Below are 22,087 nucleotides of genomic sequence, written 5' to 3'. Positions count from 1 at the left end.
TTTCCCAACGTACACAAGTGCAAGTCCGTGCTCAATTTTCTTCAAAGAAAGATGATTATACTAGATGTTTTGCTTATTTTTCGCACAAAATGTGACTATGCAGTGGGAAATCATACCGATATGATACACCGGTCAACAAGCTTATAGAGAACTGAATGGCATGGCGTATACGCAAAAAGCAGTAAAAAAGGTCAATGGTATCCATTATTTTGCCCAAGGATGGCAGTTAATTTCCCGTCCGGGTATCCGGCGATTCGTGATTTTGCCTTTATTGGTGAATATTCTGCTGATGGGAGGGGCTTTTTGGTGGTTATTCAACCGGATAGGTGACTGGGTTCCCCAGTTAATGAGTTATGTCCCTGACTGGTTGCAGTGGCTCAGTTATTTATTGTGGCCTGTAATGGTGATTTCAGTGCTACTGGTGTTCAGTTATCTGTTTAGTACCCTCGCCAATTTCATTGCGGCCCCCTTTAACGGTTTGCTGGCCGAACAGTTAGAAGCCAGCCTGACCGGTAAACCGCTACCGGACACCGGTATTATGGGTATCCTGAAAGATCTGCCACGGATTATGGCGCGTGAATGGCGGAAATTAGCCTATTACTTGCCACGGGCTTTGGTGCTATTGCTGCTGTACTTCATTCCCGGTATTGGCCAAACCCTCGCTCCGGTTCTGTGGTTCCTGTTTAGCGCCTGGATGCTCTCGATACAATATTGTGATTACCCTTTTGATAACCATAAAGTGAGTTTTCAGCATATGCGCAGTGCTCTGCGTCAAAATAAGGTCGATAACCTGCAGTTTGGCGCTTTAGTGAGTTTATTCACTATGATTCCTTTCCTCAACTTGGTGATTATGCCAGTCGCGGTCTGTGGTGCCACAGCAATGTGGGTCGAGCGCTACCGCGATCAGTTTGTTCAGTCATCACAATAATTTTGCCTGGGCGTGCTGGTCGCGCCCCTATTGCCGAGAATAAAAGTGATTTACCAAGATTAAAAGTTATTGGGATTAAAACTTATTTCCTAATAACATATCGATATACCAATTCCTTACTTCCATAGCCATACTGTTAGCGTATGCTTTGAACGATTCCTACATTTTCATAGAGTTAAAGGACGGGCTATGAGCAAGATATATGAAGACAACTCTTTAACAATCGGCCATACGCCGCTGGTTCGTCTGAACCGTATCGGTAACGGGCGCATTTTGGCGAAGGTTGAGTCACGCAATCCAAGTTTCAGTGTTAAATGCCGTATCGGTGCCAATATGATTTGGGACGCCGAAAATCGTGGCATTCTGACCAAAGACAAAGAACTGGTAGAACCGACCAGTGGTAATACCGGTATCGCGCTGGCATTTGTTGCCGCCGCACGCGGTTATAAATTAACTCTGACCATGCCCGAAACCATGAGTATTGAGCGCCGTAAACTGCTCAAAGCACTGGGGGCCAATTTGGTGCTAACCGAAGGCGCCAAAGGGATGAAAGGGGCCATTGCCAAAGCAGAAGAAATTCAAGCAACCGATCCAGACCGCTATCTTATCTTGCAGCAATTCAGCAACCCAGCGAACCCAGAAATTCACGAAAAAACCACCGGCCCAGAAATCTGGGAAGATACTGATGGCGAAGTCGATGTTTTTATCGCGGGTGTCGGTACCGGCGGTACCCTAACCGGTGTCAGCCGCTACATTAAAAATACCAAAGGCAAGGCGATTACCACGGTTGCGGTTGAACCAACAGATTCTCCGGTCATTACTCAGGCATTAGCTGGCCAGGAAATAAAACCCGGCCCGCACAAGATTCAAGGGATCGGCGCTGGCTTTATTCCCGGTAACCTCGACCTGAGTCTGGTTGATCGTGTTGCACTGGTCACCAATGATGAAGCCATCTCGATGGCGCGCCGTTTAATGGATGAAGAAGGCATTTTAGCCGGTATTTCTTCTGGTGCAGCCGTTGCAGCAGCGGTCAAGCTTTCTGAAGAAGATGACTTTACTGACAAAACAATTGTGGTTATTCTTCCGTCCTCGGGTGAGCGCTATTTAAGCACGGCGTTGTTTGCAGATTTGTTCACTGAACAAGAGCTGCAACAGTAGTCAGGCCGTCGCACTAAATGCTAAAAAAGCACCCTCGTGGGTGCTTTTTTTGTGGCGCGCTTCAAAGTTTTTACTACATAAAGATTGATTTTACCCTCTGGGTTTAGTATTTAACCGGTCAATTATTTCGATACGCGAAATTAATCACGTATTGAGCGCCTCTCTGGCTGAATCGATTTATCAATTATGCAACACAACAAAAAATGTCATCACTGAACGCTGATTGAAGACATAACGCAAAGAGAGCATTATTCTTAAAACTGATAGTGATGATTTTAGACCTGAATTAGGGTTGCATCAGAAACTGTCTTTGTGACTTGTCACTGGTTGAGGCATAGTCATGCGCGAGTTGAATGATGAGTTATGCGCGCACCAATACAGGCTAAAGTTTGGTTTTTACACTAAACTTTAGCTCCACAACATAAATCCAATAAGTTGGGGAAATACAATGTTCCAGCAAGAAGTTACTATTACAGCACCAAACGGTCTGCATACCCGCCCTGCTGCCCAGTTCGTAAAAGAAGCAAAAGGCTTTGCAAGCGAAATTACCGTGATTTCTAACGGTAAAAGCGCTAGTGCCAAGAGCCTGTTCAAACTGCAAACTCTGGGCCTGACCCAAGGGACTGTTGTTACGATCTCGGCCGAAGGCGAAGATGAGAAGAAAGCTGTTGAGCATCTGGTAAAACTGATGGCAGAGCTTGAGTAATCACGCGCGCTTTTTTAGTTAACACCAGTCAAGAGTAAGGTAGGGTTATGATTTCAGGCATTTTAGTATCACCGGGTATCGCTTTTGGTAAAGCACTTTTACTGAAAGAAGATGAGATTGTCATCAACCGGAAAAAGATCTCTGCTGACCAAGTGGAGCAAGAAGTCGAGCGTTTCAAAACTGGGCGGGCTAAAGCTGCTGAACAGTTGGAAGCGATCAAGACCAAAGCTGAAGCCAGTCTCGGCGAAGAGAAAGCTGCCATCTTCGAAGGGCATATCATGCTGTTGGAAGACGAAGAGCTTGAGCAGGAAATCATAGCCCTCATCAAAGATGATAAGCAGTCTGCGGATGCCGCGGCTTATTCCGTCATTGAAGGCCAGGCGAAAGCACTGGAAGAACTGGATGACGAATACCTGAAAGAACGTGCGGCTGACGTACGTGATATCGGTAAACGCCTTCTGAAGAACATTCTCGGCCTGACCATTGTTGATTTGAGCGCTATTCCGGATGAAGTGATTCTGGTTGCAACCGATTTGACCCCGTCAGAAACCGCGCAGCTTAATCTGGATAAAGTGTTAGGGTTCATCACCGATTTAGGTGGCCGCACCTCTCACACCTCGATTATGGCTCGTTCACTGGAATTACCGGCTATCGTCGGGACCAGTAATGCGACCAAAGAAATCCAGAATGATGATTATTTGATCCTCGATGCGGTCAATAACAAAATTTATTTAAACCCAACGACTGAAGTGATTGAGCGACTGAAAGCGGTGAAAGCTCAGTACATCACCGAAAGAAATGATCTGGCCAAACTGAAAGACTTGCCTGCAATAACCCTTGATGGTCATCAGGTTGAAGTGGTTGCCAACATCGGCACAGTGCGTGATATCGCCGGTGCTGAACGTAATGGCGCTGAAGGTGTAGGTCTGTATCGTACCGAATTCCTGTTCATGGACCGCGACTCTCTGCCGACTGAAGAAGAGCAGTTCCAGGCTTATAAAGCCGTTGCGGAAGCCATGGGCTCTCAGGCAGTTATCGTCCGTACTATGGACATCGGCGGTGATAAAGACCTGCCGTACATGAACTTGCCAAAAGAAGAAAACCCATTCTTGGGCTGGCGTGCCATCCGTATTGCAATGGATCGCAAAGAGATTCTGCACGCACAGCTGCGCGCCATCTTGCGTGCATCGGCGTTTGGTAAATTGCGTATCATGTTCCCGATGATTATTTCGGTTGAAGAAGTACGCGAACTGAAAGCAGAACTTGAGCTGCTGAAAAGCCAATTACGTGAAGAAAATAAGGCCTTTGATGAAACTATCGAGGTCGGTGTGATGGTTGAAACACCTGCGGCGGCGGTCATCGCTCGCCATTTAGCTAAAGAAGTTGACTTCTTTAGTATTGGGACAAACGATCTAACTCAGTATACTCTGGCTGTAGATCGTGGCAATGAGCTGATTTCTCATCTCTATAATCCAATGTCGCCATCGGTATTGGGCCTGATCAAACAGGTAATTGATGCATCTCACGCTGAAGGTAAGTGGACCGGTATGTGCGGTGAACTTGCTGGCGACGAACGTGCTACACTGTTGCTATTGGGCATGGGGCTGGATGAGTTCAGCATGAGTGCGATTTCGATCCCACGCATCAAGAAAATTATCCGTAATACGAATTTCGAAGATGTGAAAGTGTTGGCGGAGCAAGCACTAGCTCAGCCAACAGCGAAGGAATTGATGGATTTGGTTACCACATTCATCGAAGAAAAAACGCTCTGCTAATTCCACGATACTGGACTGCTGCCCAATATAAACTCTAAATAATTCGAGTTGCGGAAAGGCGGCAAGTGAGAGAGTCCCGATGAGCTTACTGTGTTGTAAGTGATTCGGGTGATTGAACGCAGCCAACGCATATGCAGCTTGAAGTATGACGAGTATAAATACTTAGGAGAAGATCATGGGTTTGTTCGATAAACTGAAATCACTGGTTTCAGATGATAAAAAAGACAGTGGCACTATTGAAATCGTCGCGCCGTTGTCTGGTGAGATCGTCAACATCGAAGATGTTCCTGATGTTGTTTTTGCAGAGAAAATCGTTGGTGATGGGATTGCCATCAAGCCTTCAGGCAATAAAATGGTTGCTCCTGTTGACGGCACCATCGGTAAAATTTTCGAAACTAACCATGCTTTTTCTATCGAATCAGACAGCGGCATTGAGCTGTTCGTCCACTTCGGTATTGATACTGTTGAACTGAAAGGCGAAGGCTTCAAACGCATCGCTGAAGAAGGCCAACGCGTCAAGAAAGGCGATGTAGTTATTGAGTTCAATCTGGCCCTGCTGGAAGAGAAAGCCAAGTCTACTTTGACGCCGGTGGTTATCTCCAACATGGACGAGATTAAAGAACTGATTAAACTGTCCGGTAGTGTCACCGTGGGTGAGACGCCGATTATTCGTATCAAGAAATAATTTCATACGAATATGGAAAACGGCGCCTTTGTGCGCCGTTTTTGTTTGATAATTTATTCTATCGCACTCCAACGCGGCACTCGCAAGATAATCACCAACCCACCCTGCTCGCCGTTTCTTGCTTCAACCTGCCCACCATGCGCCAAAATCACCTTGCGGGTGATGGCCAGACCCAGACCATAGCCTTTGCCAGAGAGAGCTGATTGGACCCGGACAAAGGGATCAAAAATACTGGAGAGTTTACTCTCTTCAACACCCGGCCCTTGATCAGAAACCTGAATCTGGTAACTCTTATCAGTCAATGAAAGCACCACTTTTACCTGTTGGCCTTGGGCGGAGAATCGCAACGCATTACGGACAATATTATCAATCGCCCGCCGCATCAGCTCGGCATTCCCCTTGACGGTATAGTCAACTTGCGGTGATACCTGTAGCAGTATTTCAACACCCGGCACCTGTGCTTCATAGCGAGCATCATTGACCACCACCGCCACTAACTCGTACAAATCGAAATACTCGTCATCATCGGCGATATTGTGATTTTCGGTGCGAGATAACGCCAATAACTCACCAATCATCTTATCCAGCCGTTCAGATTCATGTTCAATGCGCAGCAATGAATTTTCGACATTTTTGGGGTTTTGACGTGCTAATCCAATCGCTAATTGCAAGCGAGCCAGTGGAGAACGTAATTCATGAGAAACGTCGTGCAATAATTGCTCGCGGGCACTAACCAACTCTTTCAGCCGCTCAGCCATTGAATCAAAATCACGCGCCACTTCGGTCAGTTCGTCATGGCGACGACGCATAACAGGCAACAGCCGCACCGACAAATCGCCCTGCGCCACCCGTTCGAAACCGGCACGCAGTTGGCGCATTGGCCGCGTTAGGTTCCAGGCCAGCAAGGTACTGAAGAACAAGCCGCCCAGCACTCCCATCCAAATCATAGGGATCGGAATGTTCAATATTTCATGGCGGCCCCCATCGGATCTTCCCTGTTGATTAATTTCCCGCAATCCATCAATGTCGTAACTGATACGATAATTCTGACCATCCGATCCTTTGACCCAAGCTGTAACTTCTCTACTGTAAAACTCTGGCCCTCGACCTTTGGCTGGCAACGTTTTATCCGGTGATTCTGTCGTCACTTGGGGTATTTCTGTCGCTGGCAATACCGAAAAGTGATTTTTATCTGTTTCCGGCCAGTTCGCCGTCATGGCATTTAGGGCTGGCAGGCCACCACTTTGTAGCACCGAGGCCGCAGAAGCGACCTGTAACTTAGCAATCTGGCGTATCATTTCGCGCTCAAGCGGTTCATGGCGATTGCCGTAAAAGGAAAATACCACCCAGAGCATCTGGGTCATTAAAATAAAGGTCAGCCAAAACCCCAGTAGGATTTTCCAGAATAACCGTCCACGCATACTTAACTGACTCCACCAATGGCAATTATCTGATGCGGTAGCCAATGCTACGGACCGTTTCAATATTTAACGTATTCCCCGGCAATGCCGCGAGTTTCTGTCTGATATTGCTGATATGCACATCGACACTGCGGTCATAGGCTTCCCGCGGCCGGCCTAAGCCTTTGTCAGATAACTCATCTTTGGTGACCACCCGCTCTGACGAGCGCAATAACAATTCCAATAAATTAAACTCAGAAGCTGTCAAATCAAAGGGTTTACCCTGCCATTCACTGCTGCGGGTCGACGGATTGAGCATCAAGTCGCTATGTGTAATGACACTATCATCCGCCGAAAGCGCATCGGGGTGCTCGTCAAAACGGCGTAATACTGCGCGCAGTCTGGCCACCAATTCACGTGGGTAACACGGCTTCGGCATATAATCATCAGCGCCCATTTCCAGGCCGATAACACGGTCAATATTGTCGCCTTTGGCCGTCAGCATAATAATGGGTAAACGGCTTTTTTTACGCACTTGGCGCAAAACATCGATGCCACTCATGTCAGGCAACATAATGTCGAGAATCAAGGCGGTATAGTCCCCAGACAAAGCCGCGGCAATGCCCGCTTTACCGGTGACGACCAATTCGGCATTAAAACCCTCGCCGCTTAGGTATTCCCTCAGCATGCTGCCCAGCTCAACATCATCATCGACTAACAAAATTTTCATCTCTTCGCTCTCCAGCCTGATTTCGGCTATTTTCATGCCTATTTGACTTGCGCGCAGCCGATTTTACTCAATCCTTACATATCCTTGAGTTTTATTTGATTCACCCTCATCGGCTTTGATGGGTCAATAATCCCATGGCCGTTGGTTTCACTCTTTTCTTCATTGTAGCTCAAGGAATTTTGACCGATTATGCAATAGGTTACAGCCGATGAATATCATGCGGGTCTGCGCTACAGCGCGCCCAAAAGATGGGGGTGACAATAGGGTTTGGGATTGAGTAGGGTTTGAAATTTTTGCAATGTGTTATCGAGCAGGACGTGATTCAAACCCGGCTCGAACCACAATGAATCATCAAGATAAACGCTAACCCAATGATCTGTTTTGGGTTCATCAAGGGGAAAATCCCCTTTAATTACTCAAAAACTCCAGTTGATAAATAGCGGTCCCCGCGATCACAGATAATCGCCACAATCACCGCACCTGGGTTTTCGGCGGCTACTCGCAATGCCCCGGCCACTGCACCACCGGAGCTAACACCGCAGAAAATTCCCTCTTCTGTGGCCAGGCGGCGCATGGTTTGTTCGGCTGAAATCTGCGAGATATCCAACACCTGATCCACCAGTTCGGGGCGGAAAATTCCTGGCATATAGGCCGCAGGCCAGCGGCGGATTCCCGGAATACTACTGCCCTCGGCGGGTTGCAGACCAATAATCGTAACATCCGGATTTTGGCTTTTCAGATACTCGCTAACACCGGTAATGGTGCCAGTAGTCCCCATGCTGGAAACAAAATGGCTGACTTTCCCGGCGGTTTGCTGCCAAATTTCCGGCCCGGTGCTGGTAAAATGCGCATATGGATTGTCAGTATTATTAAACTGATCCAGCACCTTACCCTGCCCTCGTGCTTGCATCGCCAGTGCTTGATCCCGCGCGCCCTCCATACCCTGCTCACGGCTGACCAAAATCAGCTCGGCCCCATAGGCGCGCATGGCGGCCTGCCGCTCTTGGCTCATGTTTTCCGGCATCAGTAATTTCAGCTTATAGCCCTTGATGGCGGCAATCATCGCCAGCGCAATGCCGGTATTACCACTGGTGGCTTCAATCAATACATCGCCCGGAGATATTTCTCCGCGCAATTCCGCTTGCTGGATCATGGCCAGTGCCGCCCTGTCTTTCACCGAACCGGCCGGATTATTGCCCTCCAGTTTGACCCAAATCTGTGCATTCAGCCCTTGGCTCATGCGTTGCAGTTTTACCAGTGGGGTGTTGCCGATGCAGTGTTCGAGGGTCGTCACATTCATTACCTTTAGATACCCTTTCTTCTTGAAGCGGCAGCGGTGTTCGCCGCTCCAATGACTTTGGGTATGACTCTGTGTTTACAAAAAGAAGAAAAACCTATCAGGCGCTTTGGGCTAAAGCAATGGGTTGCAGCAATTGATCGCCAGAATATAAGCGCGCATTTAACCCGCCAACATAATAGCGATTGCCGCGCACCGGGGCGTCAATGTTACCTTCTGGCAAGACCACGCTGATAGGATCCTGATGCCAACCAATAGGTTGCACTGTTAATTGCCAGAAGTGGCCGCGCGGGCTGACTTCAAGCACCTGAACCGGCAGCGGACAGCGGGCACTTGATTGAATGTTGACTTCCATCTCCCAAGGGCGCAGGAAGAGATCCACATTGCCTTGGTGCATTGGGGCTAAATCCAGCGGCCAATGATGGGCACCAATAAACAGCTGTGACCCGCGAATTTCACCGCTCAGGCGGTTAACTTCACCGAGGAACTCCAACACAAAGCGAGTCGCGGGGTCGCGCCACACTTCATCGGGTGTCCCGACCTGTTCAATATTGCCCTGACTCATCACCACCACCCGATCAGCCACTTCCATGGCTTCTTCTTGATCGTGCGTGACAAAGACGCTGGTAAATTTCAATTCATCATGCAACTGGCGCAACCAGCGGCGTAGCTCTTTGCGCACTTGCGCGTCCAGGGCACCAAACGGCTCGTCCAGCAACAGAATTTGTGGTTCAACCGCCAACGCGCGCGCCAAAGCCACTCGCTGCTTTTGGCCACCTGAAAGTTGTGATGGATAGCGGCTAGCCAAGTGGCCCAATTGCACCATTTCCAGCAATTGCGACACTTTCTGCTTGATAGCCGCCGCATTTGGGCGCTCACGGCGAGGTAACACTGTCAAACCAAAAGCAATGTTATCGAACACCGTCATGTGGCGGAACAGCGCGTAATGCTGAAATACAAACCCAACACGGCGGTCACGGGCATGCAAGCGGCTCACATCAGTGCCGTGGAAACTTAAACGCCCGGCGTTTTGGTTTTCCAACCCGGCAATAATGCGCAATAAAGTGGTTTTTCCCGAACCAGAAGGGCCAAGCAAAGCCACCATTTGGCCTGAAGGAATATCAAGTGTGATGTTATTCAGCACTTTGGTGCGGCCAAAATACTTACTGATATTATCAATCTCAATGCTCATGCTTTTTGCTCCTGTTCGAGACGAACAACCTGACGCGCTAAGCGCCATTGCAGGCCGCTTTTCAGAAAAAGGGTCACTATTGCCATCAGCGTCAACAACGCGGCGGCGGTGAAGGCCCCGGCGGTGTTGTAATCCTGATGCAATAACTCAACTTGCAGCGGCAAGGTGTAGGTCTCGCCACGAATAGAACCGGAAACCACCGAAACCGCACCAAACTCACCAATAGCGCGGGCGTTGGTCAACACCACGCCATACAGCAATGCCCAGCGAATGTTCGGCAAGGTCACACGGCGGAACATTTGCCAACCTGAGGCCCCCAACAACACGGCGGCCTCATCTTCCTGACTGCCCTGACTCATCATCACCGGCACCAGTTCACGCACCACAAATGGGCAGGTGACGAAGATGGTGACCAGCACCATTCCGGGCCAGGAGAACATCAATTGGATATCGTGAGAATCCAACCAACCGCCCACCACGCCGTTTGAGCCGTAAAACAACAGATACATCAGACCGGCAACCACCGGTGAAACGGCAAACGGAATATCAATTAATGTCATCAATAACTGGCGACCGGGGAAAACAAACCGCGTCACCAGCCAAGCCAGTACCACACCGAATACCAGGTTCACCGGCACGGTAATCAGCGCCACCAGCACCGTCAGCCAAATGGCGTGCAGCATATCGGGGTCAGATAAGTTCTGCCCGACCACCTCGATCCCTTTCGAAAATGCGGTGATAAAGATCCACACCATCGGGATCACTAGCAGTAAAAACGAGAACAGTGCGCCGATGGCGATCAGAGTCCATTTGCCCCAGTTGATGGGCGGGCGGGCCACACCATTAAATTCTGTGATATCAGCCATCAATGCCCCCCTATCCGCCGACCAAAGCGACTTTGTAACGTGTTAATCCCGAACAACAGCACCAGTGAAACCGCCAGAATGACTGACGCAATGGCGCTGGCTGCCGGGTAATCAAACTCTTGCAAGCGGATGAAAATCATCAGCGAAGTCACTTCCGTCTTCCAGGCGATGTTACCGGCGATAAAAATCACCGCGCCGAATTCACCCAAACTACGAGTAAAGGATAATGCAGTGCCCGCCAGCAAGGCCGGAGCCAATTCCGGCATCACCACCAGACGGAAACTCTGCCAGCGGCTGGCCCCTAAAGTTTCCGCCGCTTCTTCATATTCTGGCCCTAACTCTTCCAATACCGGCTGCACGGTGCGCACGACAAACGGCAAGCTGGTAAAGGCCATGGCGACCGCAATCCCTAACCAGGTAAAGGAGACTTTGATCCCCAAAACATCGTATAACCAGGCACCGTACCAACCGGTGGTGGAGAACAAGGTTGCCAGTGTCAAGCCCGCTACCGCCGTGGGTAAGGCGAAGGGTAAATCCATCAAACCATCAAGTAAACTGCGGCCGGGGAATTGATAGCGCGTCAAAATCCAAGCCATCAACATGCCAAATACCGCATTGAAAATACTGGCTACACCAGCGGCCAGTAAGGTGACTTTATAAGCGGCGACCACCTGAGGGTTGGTTATCACCTCCCAATACTGTGCCCAACTCATCTGAGCAACTTGCATCACTAACGCGCTGAGTGGTAATAACAAAATCAGGCAGGTGTAAAGCAGGCTGCTCCCAAGACTGAGGGTAAATCCGGGCAGAACCCGTTTACTCGATGCCGACATCATTACTGATGACCTTCTGCTAACAATTTATCCAGCACGCCGCCAGTGGCGAAGTGAGTGCTCATCACCTGTGGCCAACTACCGAATTGCTCTTCAACGCGGAATAATTTGGTATCAGGGAATTGGGATTTAGCCGCTTCCATCGCCGCTTTATCATAAACACGGTAGTTAAAGCTGGTGATTACCTGCTGTGCCGGTGGACTGTAGAGGTAATTGAGATAAGCTTTGGCGGCTTTTTCAGTGCCATTTTTCTCGACATTTTTATCCACCCAAGCTACTGGGAATTCCGCCAGAATATCGACTGGCGGGACAATGACTTCATATTTGTCGCTGCCATACTCTTTGCGAATATTGTTCACTTCAGATTCGAAACTGATCAGCACATCACCCAAGCCGCGCTCAACAAAAGTGGTGGTCGCCCCTCTACCGCCGGTGTCAAAAACCACCACGTTTTTCAGGAAACGCTTCATCCAATCACGGGTTTGGGCCTGGTCTTTACCATTGGCTTGTTCAGTTGCCCCCCAAGCGGCCAGATAGGTATAACGGCCATTACCGGAGGTTTTTGGATTCGGGAATACCAGCTTGACGTCTTCACGCACCAAATCATCCCAGCTATGGATGTTCTTTGGATTGTCCTTACGCACCAGAAAAGCCATGGTGGAGTAGAACGGCGAGCTGTTGTTAGGTAAACGCGCTTGCCAGTCAGCCGGGATGAGATTGCCGCGGTCATGCAAGATTTGCACATCAGTGACTTGGTTATAGGTCACCACGTCCGCTTTAAGCCCTTGCAAGATGGCCAACGCCTGTTTGGAGGAACCGGCATGGGATTGTTTGATGGTCAGCTTGTCACCAGGATTTTGCTGTTCCCACTGTTTTTCAAAACCGGGGTTTAAGGCGCTGAATAACTCGCGGGACACATCATAAGAACTATTAAGTAGCTCGGTGGCACTCGCGGTTGCACTGCCGAAGATTAGCGCGCTAAATAAGGCAACTCGGGTCCATCCATTTTTCTTTATTGAAATCTGTTTCATTTTGCACCTTATTCACTGGGTTCATTCGGCAGCAAGCTTCTTCATTGAGAATGTTGTGCCCTTAAATTATGTTCAGTGTATTTATAACTAGGTGCATACCTATAACGCTTTTATATACCGTTTAGTGATGTTCAAGTATCAAATGCTCTAAGCCAGTCACGATGCTGGTCGCCAGCCACCTATTTCACTTATGTCTGGTCAATAAAAAGCCCGGCCAACCTGCACCGGGCAATAAAAAGTTATTATTTTACTTCTGTGTCACCACACTGACATGATTTGGGCCAACAGCACCACTGAATGGCTTGCCGTCAATGGCATCCACCATCCGTAAACCCGATGGGCGCACCCAGCGCTGCACACGGGATGGCATATCAAAACCAATGAGCAGAATCACGACGAATGTCAGGCTAAATGAGAGTGAACCCAACGCCGTACCGAGGCTGAGATGCTGAGCAATTGAAGCCCCTAGAATGGGTGCTAGCGCCCCGCCCAATGCGCCAACGTTATAGGTAAAGCCCAATCCCGCAGCACGTTGTTCAGTGTCAAAGTAGCCGCCCAGCAGTTTTGGTAATAACCCGGCAATCCCTTGGCCCAACATCTGTTGCAGGAACAATAACCCGCCGAGGAACAGGATGCTGCTGCCCTGAATGGCAAACAGTGGAATTATCAGTAATTGTGAAATCAGCAAACTGGTGACATAAGCTTTACGCGTTCCCAGCCAATCCCCCAGGAAGCCCCCGACACAGCAGCCCACCGCGGCACCAAACCCACTAAAGAACAATATATTGCCCACAGTATGCGGGTCATAGCCCAAATCCATTTTCAGATAAGTGGGCAATAATGCCTGAATCGGCCATGAGTAGAGGAAGGCACAGAACACCACCACCATCAGCATCACACCGGTCGGCCAGCGATCACCACTGGTTTGTACCATAAAGTAGACGAATACTGCCGCACAAAGAATACCAAGGATCACCACGACTGGGGTAGATACCATGCCGGTGAAACAAGCATAAAGGGCGGCGGAGGCAAAAATGGTCAGCGCAATATTCAGGTAGCTCAAGTTGCTGCGATACAGAATATCCACCATGTTGCGGTCATTAGTCTGCTTCGACTGCTGTTGTTTACTTTGTGCTTTTTCCCAATCTTCTGCTTCCGGCAGATTTTTACGCAACCACAAAGCAAAGATAATTGGCAGTAAGCCAATGTAGAAAAGCATACGCCAGCCGAATGCCGGGACCACATAGCTATAAGCCTGAGCGGCTAATACGGCACCAATAGAGAAACCAGAAATCAGGAAACCGCTGGCTTTGTTACGCATATTCTTCGGCCAGCTCTCCATCACGTAGGTAGAACTGGAGCCATACTCCCCTGCCATCCCGATACCAATAATCAGTCGGGCAATAAACAGCGTGGTGTAACCCGGTGCCAAACCACAGGCCAAGGTACCAAAGGAGAACAGCACAATACTGGTGATCATGGCTAATTTACGGCCATAACGATCACCCATAGCACCCAGCACCAAGCCCCCGAACCAGCGCGAGATAAAGGCCGCTGAAATCAGACTGGTTGCTTGAATCAGCGTCAAACCGAATTCTTGTTTAATATCAGTCAGAACCAGAGTAATAAGAACAAAATCAAAGCCGTCCAGGGCATAACCGATCCAGGCGGCAATAAATGCCTTCCATTGTGCAGGGGTGAGCTGCTTATACCAGCGCAATGGTTTATCCCCACGAGGTGGTTGGTCCGTTTGTGGTTGTACTGAAGTGCTCATATCGTCGCTCTCTCCACCACCAGCTAAGTTCACTGGCAGAAACTGTTTTCCTCGCGGCAGGTAAACCCTAGCAACTGATTGTTTAAAATCACTTAATCTGTCACTACCCGAAGGTTCTCGCCACATTTATATTTATGTGGTTTTACTCCAAACAAAACACGCAAGAGGAGTAAAACTCCATTTGAGTGTATAAGATCAGCCCGCTATTTCAATCACAATGTGTCTAAAACGTGACAAAGATAGCGAAATGCCAGAGTGAGTAAGATAAGCAACAGAATGATGGGGTATTTACCACTGCGGGCGAAAGATCTCCGCAGCAGCAGCTAGATATGGCAGCAGAAAAAGATTACCGGTCATCCATTTTGACTGACGGCTTGGGTTGTTTTACGTTTAATGCTTTCTGCCTGAGCAGGATCCGCTTTGACTAACAGGGCATAAATCAGATCCAAAACAAACAATTGCGCAATTTTGGTGCCGATGGAGTCCCCTTGCAACTGCCCCTGACGGTTGCCGTTAATCAGCACATAATCGGCCAGTTCCGTAATGGTGGAGCCCATATTGTGCGTCAGCGCCACTGTAGTGGCACCGGCCTGCTTCGCCAGTTTTAGTGCTTGCACGGTTTCAGCTGAGGTACCCGAATGGCTGATACCTATTGCCACATCACCGGGGCGCATCAAAGAAGCCTGCATATACATGAAATGATTATTTGTGGCCGCATCGACCCGCAATCCGATACGCATCAATTTACCTTTGGCATCTTCCGCAGTGATACCGGATGAGCCAACACCAAAAATACAGATGCGATCAGCCGGGCGCAATAGCTTAACCACCTGTTCAACACTCTCAAAAGACAGCAGATTCAGAGTTTCAGACAGCACATTATTAATTGCCGATTGCAATTTATTGCCAATCGCCAATGCATCATCGCCCTCTTGCACATCAGCATCTAACAGGCTGTTTTCACTGTGATGGCGGGTTGCCACCTCAATGGCCAAATCCATTTTGAAATCTTGGAATCCTTTATAACCCAGTGTGCGGCAAAAACGGATGATAGTGGCTTCACCGGCCTGTGTCAGGGAGGAAAGGTCGGCAATAGAAAGCTGAGTAACTTTGGCGGGTTCCGCCAAAATATAGGCGGCAATGCGCTGCGCTGAGCGGGTCAGGCTATTTTGCATCGCACCCAAGGCATCAAGAATTTTACCTGGCTTAAAACGGGGGGCACCAGTATTCACGCGGACACCTCAAGGGAAAGAGAATTGACGGATAAGGACGCTTCTGCCGCGCATCATGACATAATTGGCCCATTTCGTGAAGACAAATGGCGGTATTGTGCGGGGTGAGATCAATAAAAAAACCCCGGGGGTCCGGGGAAGATGTCAAAGATAACGTGCTTTCTTATTATTTAAAAATCATAGAGATAATTCGTTATGCAATAAACTATGATGAACTTTCACCACCACTTTCTTGATAGTGCCCGCCCCCGCAATCTGGCAACCTGGCTTATGAGGTTCGCCCGGTAGAAATACCGCAAACATCCCCGGTAGCATGCGTAATTGGCTTTTATCTGGAATCTCGGCAATCAGTTGATAGTCATCGTCAGCATGATAAGGTTCGAGATGCTCAGTGGGTGTCAGAGTCGAGTATTCAATGCCTTCAATGCCACTTATCAGCAGTTGAACATCTGCATAAGTCCGGTGCATTTCGGCCTTCTTATTTTCAGCCGGTTGGGTCTCAAACTCCATCACATTCATGAAAACAAGCTCGCCGTCTATTTCATGACGCCCGCAACTTAGCTCCGCCAACGGCGTCTTAGCCAAATAGGCTAAAACCCATTGCAGACGTTCTGGTAACCCACTGAAAAAAGCTGTTTGTGTTAATGATCCGCTGATCATATTGACCTCAATATTCAATCATAAAATATATACTCAAAGTCATTGGTGTCGCAGCAAGGCAGCAAACAAACGAATCCCGATGAGCTTACTCAAGTAAGTGACTCGGGTGAGCGAGAGCCGCTAACACCGCTGCGGCTTCAATGACAAAGAGTATTTTTGGCCCACAGTGCCGCGCCCAACAACCCGCTATCTTGCTGGTGATGGGCAGCCTGAACTGGCACACGATAGATTTCCGGCAATATATTTTGTGCCCCAATAACCCGCTCCAGATACCCCGCCGCCAGCCCAACACTGCCGCCCAAAATGACTATTTCCAGATCCAATGCCATTTTCATATCGGCCAGCATTTGAGCAATCGCAGTCGCGGAGCGGTTAATAATATTTTCCGCATGAATATTACCAAGTTGTGCCAATTCAAATACTTTGGCGGCAGCAACCGGTTGTTTCCAACCCAGTGTTTCTGCGCCGATTGCCGTCCCGGAGGCGACACTTTCAACACATCCTCGACGGCCACAGCCACATAACAGGCCGTGGGGATCTGCCAATGTGTGGCCAATGTGACCGGCCAATCCATGATGACCAACCAGCAATTTTTTATCCAACACGATGCCGCCGCCCACACCGGTGGAAACCGTCACGAACATCATATTTTTTACAGAAATTATATTGTTTACCGAAATTTCATTGTTACCATCACGACTTAACGCCTGATACTCAGCCCAAGCGGCCGCCTGCCCATCATTGAGCAACACACAAGGCAAATCAGCGATCGACTGGATGCAATCTTGTAACGGAAAATCCGCTAAACCGCCCAAATTCGCAGGATTAAGTGCCGTCAAGCGGCCACCATTGATAATGCCAGTTGAAGCAACCGCAATAAAATCAACCAGATGCCGATAAGGTGCAATCAGCGTTTCCAGTGCTATCGCCAGCTGTGCTGCCCCGCCATGTGGTGTCGCTATCTGCTGACGGCCAACTAACATGCCGCTCTCAGTCACCACCGCCGCAGCAATCTTTGTTCCACCGATATCCAGTGCCAACACTTTTCCCATCTGGCGCAACCCTCTATATCTGTAATGATGTTGATAGGATGACTATGACAATTTTCTTGTCACAACTCCATTATTATTTTCATATTGGAGTTGTGCTCCACAATAAATACTTTTTGACCCGATTAATGAAAGGTTGACCATTGCACCCTACAGATAAAAGATCTAACATAATGGAGTAAAACTTCATTTAAAATATTTTATCGGAGCTAAAGACCGTGAGCAATCTGAACCTAAGTAAAAAAAGTCGTCTCCGCCACCAGCTCCAAAATGGCCTTATCGCCTCGTGCCAACCTGTCCCCGGCAGCGCCATGGATACGCCAGAAATTGTGGCGGCAATGGCATTAGCATCACTGGCGGGTGGTGCGGTTGGTCTGCGTGTTGAGGGCATTAGGAATATTGAAGCGGTGCGCCGGGTTACCGATGCCCCCGTTATTGGCATTATTAAACGTGATTTGTCTGACTCAGAAGTCAGAATCACCCCCTGGCTGGAAGATGTAGATGCGTTAAGTGCCGCCGGAGCCGATATTATCGCTTTTGACGTCACCTGCCGCCCTCGTCCAGTTTCAGTAGAAGATTTATTCCAGCGGGCAAAAGCAACAGGCTGCCTGACAATGGCAGACTCCTCTAATATTGAAGACGCTCTGTTAGCGCACCGGTTAGGTATCGATTTTATCGGCACCACATTGTCGGGCTATACCCAAACGTCAATTCCCACCGAACCGGACTTAGAACTGGTAAAACAGTTATCCCAAGCGGGCTGTAGAGTGATTGCAGAGGGCCGTTATAACTCGCCAGCATTAGCCGCAGCGGCAATATCAGCAGGCGCTTATGCTGTCACCGTCGGTTCTGCCATTACGCGTATAGAACATATTTGCAGTTGGTTTTGTGAAGCTATTCAACAAAATACATCACAAAAACACGAAGCAGCAAAACAGACGAAAAACTGATCACACGAGATGTCACTTGTACCCAAAACTATTTTGGCTAACCATGCCCCCACTCTCTCTGATTTATTAAGGATGCGTATGAAAAAGTTAACCGGCCTGATCGCAGCTCCGCACACTCCCTTTGATGAGCAGGGTGAAGTTAATTATCCCGTCATCGACCAAATTGCCGAGCATCTGGTCAATGATGGTGTGACAGGGGTCTATGTGTGTGGCACCACGGGTGAAGGTATTCATTGCTCAGTAGAAGAGCGCAAAAAAGTTGCCGAGCGCTGGGTAAAAGCGGCGCAAGGTAAACTGAGTATTACCTTACATACTGGCGCATTGAGCATTAAAGATGCCGTCGACCTTTCTCGCCATGCCGAAACACTGGATATCTTCGCAACCTCGGCCATCGGCCCTTGCTTCTTCAAACCGGGTAATATTGACGACCTTATTGCTTATTGTCAGGCAATCGCGGCAGCGGCTCCCTCGAAAGGCTTTTATTATTATCATTCCGGAATGTCCGGTGTGAATTTGGATATGGAACAATTCCTCATCAAAGCCGAATCAAAAATCCCAAACCTGTCAGGGATTAAATTCAATAATGCGGATTTGTATGAATTCCAGCGCTGTCTACGTGTCAGCGGCGGTAAATTTGATATTCCATTCGGGGTTGATGAGCATTTACCGGGTGGTCTGGCCGTCGGCGCTATTGGCGCAGTTGGCAGCACTTATAATTATGCAGCGCCGTTGTTCCATAAAATTATTGCTGATTTTAATGCAGGTAACCAAGTTGCTGTGCAACGCGGTATGGATCAGGTTATTGCACTTATTCGCGTCTTGGTTGAATTTGGTGGTGTTGCCGCTGGTAAAGCAGCAATGCAATTACACGGCATTGATGCCGGTAATCCGCGCTTACCCTTGCGCACACTGACCAAAGAACAGAAACAGACCGTCGTCAACAGAATGCGCGACGCAATAGCGATGTAATTACAATACCGAATAAGTCACCAAAAGATAAAGGCCGGGAAACCGGCCTTTTGTCATTCAGAATAAGAGCAATTATAAAGACAATAATTTAGTTAGCGACGGCGCAAAGTAATAACTGCCGGTCACTGGCTTACTAAAACCTAATAACAGATCGTGCTTGCCGTCAATTGAGCCGAACATGCTCAATAATTGCTGCTCGATATTGTGTAAGCGCGCGCAATAGGCAATGAAATACAAACCGTGTTTACCGCTGGCGGTGCCGTAAGGCAAACTTTGACGTAGAATTTTCAGCCCTTTGCCATTCTCTTTAAGGTCAACCCGGCTAACATGGGAAGTATCAGGGCGCTGGTCCGATGGCAACTCTTCGCTGTCATGCTTGGTCCGCCCCACAATTTGTTCTTGTTTATGTTCCGGGATACGCTGCCATTTTTTCAGGTCATGCTCATAGCGCTGAACTAATACATAACTGCCACCGGCATCTTCTTCGCCCTCAGCAATGACAGCAACTTCTGGCCGACTTTCTCCTTGCGGATTCTCTGTACCGTCAATAAAGCCAGTAAAATCACGCTCTTCCACCCAACGGAAACCATGGGTCTCTTCTTCAACTGCAATAGCATCACCAAAAGCGACAATAGCGGCTTGTGCTAAAGTAAAGTTAATATCTTGGCGTAATGACTGAATATGAATCAATAAATCACGTTGGGTGGCAGGAGCAATCATCGGCGCTTTGCCCAAGGCAACAAAAGGCTTTAATTCTGGTGCACCTTGACCATTGGATAGGTCATGCCAAATATCTGAACCAAACGCGATAACTGCGCCCAAATGCTCATTAGGGAATTTTTGTTGTAACTCTTGCAATGAAAGGCAGAATTTTTTACACCCTTGGCGAATGGCATCAAATTCGCCCTGTACTCTTGCTTCCATAAAAATGGCAAAACGGCAATGCTCCAGCAAAATGCCACTCTGAACTTGAGTCATTTCTTTTCCTCACTAAAAAACCATATCGATTATGCCAAATATCATAACTGAAGCGATTAAAATAACCTTGTGTCAACGCAAAATAAAATTGGGTGAAGGGAAAAGGGTTTTTAACGAGATGGGATTATTATTAAGGCGCTAAATGTAAGCCGCGCCTTAACAGGGTAATAATATTTATTCGCTTTTAGCACGCCAGATAATCTTGCTCACTTTCCAGCTTTGCAAAGTATCGTCAGATGGCATTAAGCCCTCAGGGCCATGCCAGTTGCCCGCAAATAAATAGCTAACATGCTTGCTATCGGGCGCGGCACATTCTATTTGCCCACTATCATCACCAGTGCCTTTCTGACAAACACCAAAAGCTTTTTTATATAACTGACTGAATGGCGCACCAATACTAACGCCCCATTGGCTCGGAATATCTTTATCCATGACATCAATGCGCTCTACCGTGCCTTTGGGCTGACCAGAGATAACCAACTTAACTTGGTTTTCTTTCATGGCTTGGTAGAAAGAAACCAGCTTGCCATCATTAGTTGCCATACCGCTGCGCAACCGATAATCACCTTTCAGCCCTTCTTTAATCTCATTTTCGCTCAAAGGGGTACTGGCCGTGATACCACCGACACCATTATCAGTCACTTGCATACTGCTGCTGCCACTAAACCAATTAAGCGGAGACAAACTTGACCAAGAAAACCCGGACGTGGCTGAACACCCGGCCAATAACAGAGGGGCCCCCAGTAATAACAAGCGCACCCCAGACAACTGTGGGCGAATATTCATCTAAAGCTCCTTAAAAAACCACTGCATCCAATCAGCTTGTCTGCAAAGAACATTTTCTACAAAGAACTTTTTTGCAGAGAACTCTACACAGAAGCAAAAGCATGGCAGTTGAAATATGATAACCAGAGATTGGAGTCCAGCTCGCTGAAAAAGTGCCATAACAGGGTCGGCTTTCATCATTCTTTCTTATTATCGGTATAATCAAACGAATAGTGTTTCCAAAGAAAAAACACTCAATCCGGTTGATTAAATAGACTTTATCCCCATTTATATTCATCAAACAGCCCTTTTCGGCATGGGTTGCTTTCTTATTAGACAAATTCTAATGTGATTTTAGTCTAGTATTGGGTAGCGAGGCCGAAAAGGTCTCTGGTTTCAAATGCAATAATTCATTCATTGAAGGAGCAATAAAATGAAGAAACTGACCTTAGCTGCCACCTTGGTTATGTTATGCAGCACGCCATTACTGGCGCAAAGTGCGACAAACACTGCGCAAGGGGGTTTTGACGGCCCGGCCACAACACAGACTCAGCCCGCAACGCAAGGCGGTTTCTCTGGCCCGAGTGCGACAAATACCACTGTGGATAAAGTGAAAAGCATGCGTGATGATGCCCGCGTCACTTTAGAGGGGAATATCGTAGAGCGGCTCGGCCATGATACTTATACTTTCCGCGATAGCACCGGCACCATTACGGTGGATATCGACAGCAAGCGCTGGAAAGGCCAAACCATTACGCCACAAGATAAAGTCCAAATCGAAGGGAAAGTAGATAAAGACTGGAACTCTGTGGAAGTCGATGTGAAAAACATTACCAAGATTAAATAATCAATCTGATAGCTAAAATTATGGGAGTCGCAGCTCTTTGGCTTGCGACTCCAGATAATAATGTCACGCCGCACAATCATTGGAAGCGCAGGTAAGCAGCAAGTGAATAACAAATCGGTCGGGAACCGATTTGAACAGCATTTATGCTAGCCCGTAGAGTGAAGCTCATTAATCCCGATGAGTCTATTTATTTTAAGGTCAACGGGCAGTCAGTGATTCGGCCAGGCAGACACTAACACCTTAATTCCCTCAGCAGGTATGA

Annotated in this window: 20 protein-coding genes and 1 pseudogene; 8 read left to right on the top strand and 13 right to left on the bottom strand. The window is 48.2% G+C overall.

Annotated features, from left to right (window positions below):
• Positions 1–160 precede the first annotated feature (160 nt).
• The 5 genes from cysZ (at position 161) to crr (ending at position 5,252) form a co-directional block, all read left to right on the top strand.
• Positions 161–928, top strand: coding sequence for a sulfate transporter CysZ (gene cysZ, locus OP863_RS05865; protein ID WP_038634976.1), 768 nt, complete (start codon positions 161–163; stop codon positions 926–928).
• A gap of 189 nt (positions 929–1,117) precedes the next feature.
• Positions 1,118–2,086 (top strand): cysteine synthase A, encoded by a 969-nt coding sequence (gene cysK / locus OP863_RS05860; RefSeq protein ID WP_145588888.1) that lies wholly within the window; start codon positions 1,118–1,120, stop codon positions 2,084–2,086.
• A gap of 448 nt (positions 2,087–2,534) precedes the next feature.
• Positions 2,535–2,792 carry a phosphocarrier protein Hpr gene (ptsH, locus tag OP863_RS05855; RefSeq protein WP_004393588.1) on the top strand — a complete coding sequence of 86 codons (258 nt, stop codon included), beginning with the start codon at positions 2,535–2,537 and terminating at the stop codon, positions 2,790–2,792.
• Between the two features lie 47 nt (positions 2,793–2,839).
• Positions 2,840–4,567 carry a phosphoenolpyruvate-protein phosphotransferase PtsI gene (gene ptsI, locus OP863_RS05850; RefSeq protein ID WP_038634982.1) on the top strand — a complete coding sequence of 576 codons (1,728 nt, stop codon included), beginning with the start codon at positions 2,840–2,842 and terminating at the stop codon, positions 4,565–4,567.
• Positions 4,568–4,742: 175 nt separating this feature from the next.
• Positions 4,743–5,252: a PTS glucose transporter subunit IIA gene (gene crr, locus OP863_RS05845; RefSeq protein WP_004392561.1), complete on the top strand. Its 510-nt coding sequence runs from the start codon at positions 4,743–4,745 to the stop codon at positions 5,250–5,252.
• Positions 5,253–5,305: 53 nt separating this feature from the next.
• On the opposite strand, the gene OP863_RS05840 is transcribed toward crr, so the two are convergent.
• The 11 genes and pseudogenes from OP863_RS05840 to OP863_RS05790 form a co-directional block, all read right to left on the bottom strand.
• Positions 5,306–6,673: an ATP-binding protein gene (locus OP863_RS05840; protein WP_145591515.1), complete on the bottom strand. Its 1,368-nt coding sequence runs from the start codon at positions 6,671–6,673 to the stop codon at positions 5,306–5,308.
• A gap of 25 nt (positions 6,674–6,698) precedes the next feature.
• Complete coding sequence (locus tag OP863_RS05835; RefSeq protein ID WP_050291523.1) at positions 6,699–7,382, bottom strand: response regulator transcription factor; 684 nt, start codon at positions 7,380–7,382, stop codon at positions 6,699–6,701.
• 412 nt (positions 7,383–7,794) lie between these two features.
• Positions 7,795–8,676: a cysteine synthase CysM gene (gene cysM, locus OP863_RS05830; protein WP_145591516.1), complete on the bottom strand. Its 882-nt coding sequence runs from the start codon at positions 8,674–8,676 to the stop codon at positions 7,795–7,797.
• Between the two features lie 103 nt (positions 8,677–8,779).
• Positions 8,780–9,871 carry a sulfate/thiosulfate ABC transporter ATP-binding protein CysA gene (gene cysA / locus OP863_RS05825; RefSeq protein ID WP_038634987.1) on the bottom strand — a complete coding sequence of 364 codons (1,092 nt, stop codon included), beginning with the start codon at positions 9,869–9,871 and terminating at the stop codon, positions 8,780–8,782.
• A pseudogene (gene cysW, locus OP863_RS05820) lies at positions 9,861–10,737 on the bottom strand (sulfate/thiosulfate ABC transporter permease CysW). Before cysW ends, cysA begins: the two are co-directional and overlap by 11 nt.
• Entirely contained in the window at positions 10,737–11,573 is an 837-nt protein-coding gene (gene cysT, locus OP863_RS05815; RefSeq protein WP_038634993.1) for a sulfate/thiosulfate ABC transporter permease CysT, read from the bottom strand. Before cysT ends, cysW begins: the two are co-directional and overlap by 1 nt.
• Positions 11,573–12,601 carry a sulfate ABC transporter substrate-binding protein gene (locus OP863_RS05810; protein WP_038634996.1) on the bottom strand — a complete coding sequence of 343 codons (1,029 nt, stop codon included), beginning with the start codon at positions 12,599–12,601 and terminating at the stop codon, positions 11,573–11,575. The genes cysT and OP863_RS05810 overlap by 1 nt, the downstream gene beginning before the upstream one ends.
• Positions 12,602–12,848: 247 nt before the next feature.
• Positions 12,849–14,375, bottom strand: a complete 1,527-nt coding sequence (locus OP863_RS05805) for an MFS transporter (protein ID WP_038634998.1) — start codon at positions 14,373–14,375, stop codon at positions 12,849–12,851.
• A gap of 353 nt (positions 14,376–14,728) precedes the next feature.
• Entirely contained in the window at positions 14,729–15,607 is an 879-nt protein-coding gene (locus OP863_RS05800) for a MurR/RpiR family transcriptional regulator (RefSeq protein ID WP_038635000.1), read from the bottom strand.
• Between the two features lie 177 nt (positions 15,608–15,784).
• Positions 15,785–16,267: an N-acetylneuraminate anomerase gene (nanQ, locus tag OP863_RS05795; protein WP_050291467.1), complete on the bottom strand. Its 483-nt coding sequence runs from the start codon at positions 16,265–16,267 to the stop codon at positions 15,785–15,787.
• A 137-nt stretch (positions 16,268–16,404) separates the two neighbouring features.
• Positions 16,405–17,319: an N-acetylmannosamine kinase gene (locus OP863_RS05790; protein ID WP_145588885.1), complete on the bottom strand. Its 915-nt coding sequence runs from the start codon at positions 17,317–17,319 to the stop codon at positions 16,405–16,407.
• A gap of 275 nt (positions 17,320–17,594) precedes the next feature.
• Between OP863_RS05790 and OP863_RS05785 the strand changes: the two genes are divergently transcribed.
• Positions 17,595–18,266 carry an N-acetylmannosamine-6-phosphate 2-epimerase gene (locus tag OP863_RS05785; RefSeq protein ID WP_230852345.1) on the top strand — a complete coding sequence of 224 codons (672 nt, stop codon included), beginning with the start codon at positions 17,595–17,597 and terminating at the stop codon, positions 18,264–18,266.
• A 78-nt stretch (positions 18,267–18,344) separates the two neighbouring features.
• On the top strand, positions 18,345–19,235 hold the full coding sequence (locus OP863_RS05780) for a dihydrodipicolinate synthase family protein (protein ID WP_038635011.1): 891 nt from the start codon (positions 18,345–18,347) through the stop codon (positions 19,233–19,235).
• A gap of 72 nt (positions 19,236–19,307) precedes the next feature.
• Here OP863_RS05780 and OP863_RS05775 read toward each other — a convergent pair whose 3' ends face one another.
• Positions 19,308–20,213, bottom strand: a complete 906-nt coding sequence (locus tag OP863_RS05775) for a Dyp-type peroxidase (protein WP_145588884.1) — start codon at positions 20,211–20,213, stop codon at positions 19,308–19,310.
• 174 nt (positions 20,214–20,387) lie between these two features.
• On the bottom strand, positions 20,388–20,999 hold the full coding sequence (locus OP863_RS05770) for an RpoE-regulated lipoprotein (protein WP_145510182.1): 612 nt from the start codon (positions 20,997–20,999) through the stop codon (positions 20,388–20,390).
• 412 nt (positions 21,000–21,411) lie between these two features.
• On the opposite strand from OP863_RS05770, the gene OP863_RS05765 reads away from it, so the two are divergent.
• A complete protein-coding gene (locus OP863_RS05765; protein ID WP_145586183.1) occupies positions 21,412–21,825 on the top strand; it encodes a YgiW/YdeI family stress tolerance OB fold protein in 414 nt (137 codons plus the stop codon).
• Positions 21,826–22,087: the final 262 nt, after the last annotated feature.

Origin of the sequence: Yersinia sp. SCPM-O-B-9106 (C-191) (genome assembly GCF_026183365.1) — a bacterium.
Taxonomy (GTDB): Bacteria; Pseudomonadota; Gammaproteobacteria; order Enterobacterales; family Enterobacteriaceae; genus Yersinia; species Yersinia rochesterensis.
Note: the sequence above shows the minus strand (reverse complement) of the source record. Positions and strands in the feature narration are given on the sequence as shown.

Excerpts from the sequence above, each read along its gene's own strand:
- OP863_RS05805 (WP_038634998.1), bottom strand. The coding sequence starts at position 14,375 with ATGAGCACTTCAGTACAACCACAAACGGACCAACCACCTCGTGGGGAT.
- OP863_RS05775 (WP_145588884.1), bottom strand. The coding sequence starts at position 20,213 with ATGACTCAAGTTCAGAGTGGCATTTTGCTGGAGCATTGCCGTTTTGCC.
- ptsH (WP_004393588.1), top strand. The coding sequence starts at position 2,535 with ATGTTCCAGCAAGAAGTTACTATTACAGCACCAAACGGTCTGCATACC.
- crr (WP_004392561.1), top strand. The coding sequence starts at position 4,743 with ATGGGTTTGTTCGATAAACTGAAATCACTGGTTTCAGATGATAAAAAA.
- OP863_RS05835 (WP_050291523.1), bottom strand. The coding sequence starts at position 7,382 with ATGAAAATTTTGTTAGTCGATGATGATGTTGAGCTGGGCAGCATGCTG.
- cysZ (WP_038634976.1), top strand. The coding sequence starts at position 161 with ATGGCGTATACGCAAAAAGCAGTAAAAAAGGTCAATGGTATCCATTAT.
- OP863_RS05780 (WP_038635011.1), top strand. The coding sequence starts at position 18,345 with ATGAAAAAGTTAACCGGCCTGATCGCAGCTCCGCACACTCCCTTTGAT.
- OP863_RS05765 (WP_145586183.1), top strand. The coding sequence starts at position 21,412 with ATGAAGAAACTGACCTTAGCTGCCACCTTGGTTATGTTATGCAGCACG.
- OP863_RS05770 (WP_145510182.1), bottom strand. The coding sequence starts at position 20,999 with ATGAATATTCGCCCACAGTTGTCTGGGGTGCGCTTGTTATTACTGGGG.
- cysK (WP_145588888.1), top strand. The coding sequence starts at position 1,118 with ATGAGCAAGATATATGAAGACAACTCTTTAACAATCGGCCATACGCCG.
- OP863_RS05840 (WP_145591515.1), bottom strand. The coding sequence starts at position 6,673 with ATGCGTGGACGGTTATTCTGGAAAATCCTACTGGGGTTTTGGCTGACC.
- OP863_RS05790 (WP_145588885.1), bottom strand. The coding sequence starts at position 17,319 with ATGGGAAAAGTGTTGGCACTGGATATCGGTGGAACAAAGATTGCTGCG.
- cysA (WP_038634987.1), bottom strand. The coding sequence starts at position 9,871 with ATGAGCATTGAGATTGATAATATCAGTAAGTATTTTGGCCGCACCAAA.
- ptsI (WP_038634982.1), top strand. The coding sequence starts at position 2,840 with ATGATTTCAGGCATTTTAGTATCACCGGGTATCGCTTTTGGTAAAGCA.
- cysT (WP_038634993.1), bottom strand. The coding sequence starts at position 11,573 with ATGATGTCGGCATCGAGTAAACGGGTTCTGCCCGGATTTACCCTCAGT.
- OP863_RS05810 (WP_038634996.1), bottom strand. The coding sequence starts at position 12,601 with ATGAAACAGATTTCAATAAAGAAAAATGGATGGACCCGAGTTGCCTTA.
- nanQ (WP_050291467.1), bottom strand. The coding sequence starts at position 16,267 with ATGATCAGCGGATCATTAACACAAACAGCTTTTTTCAGTGGGTTACCA.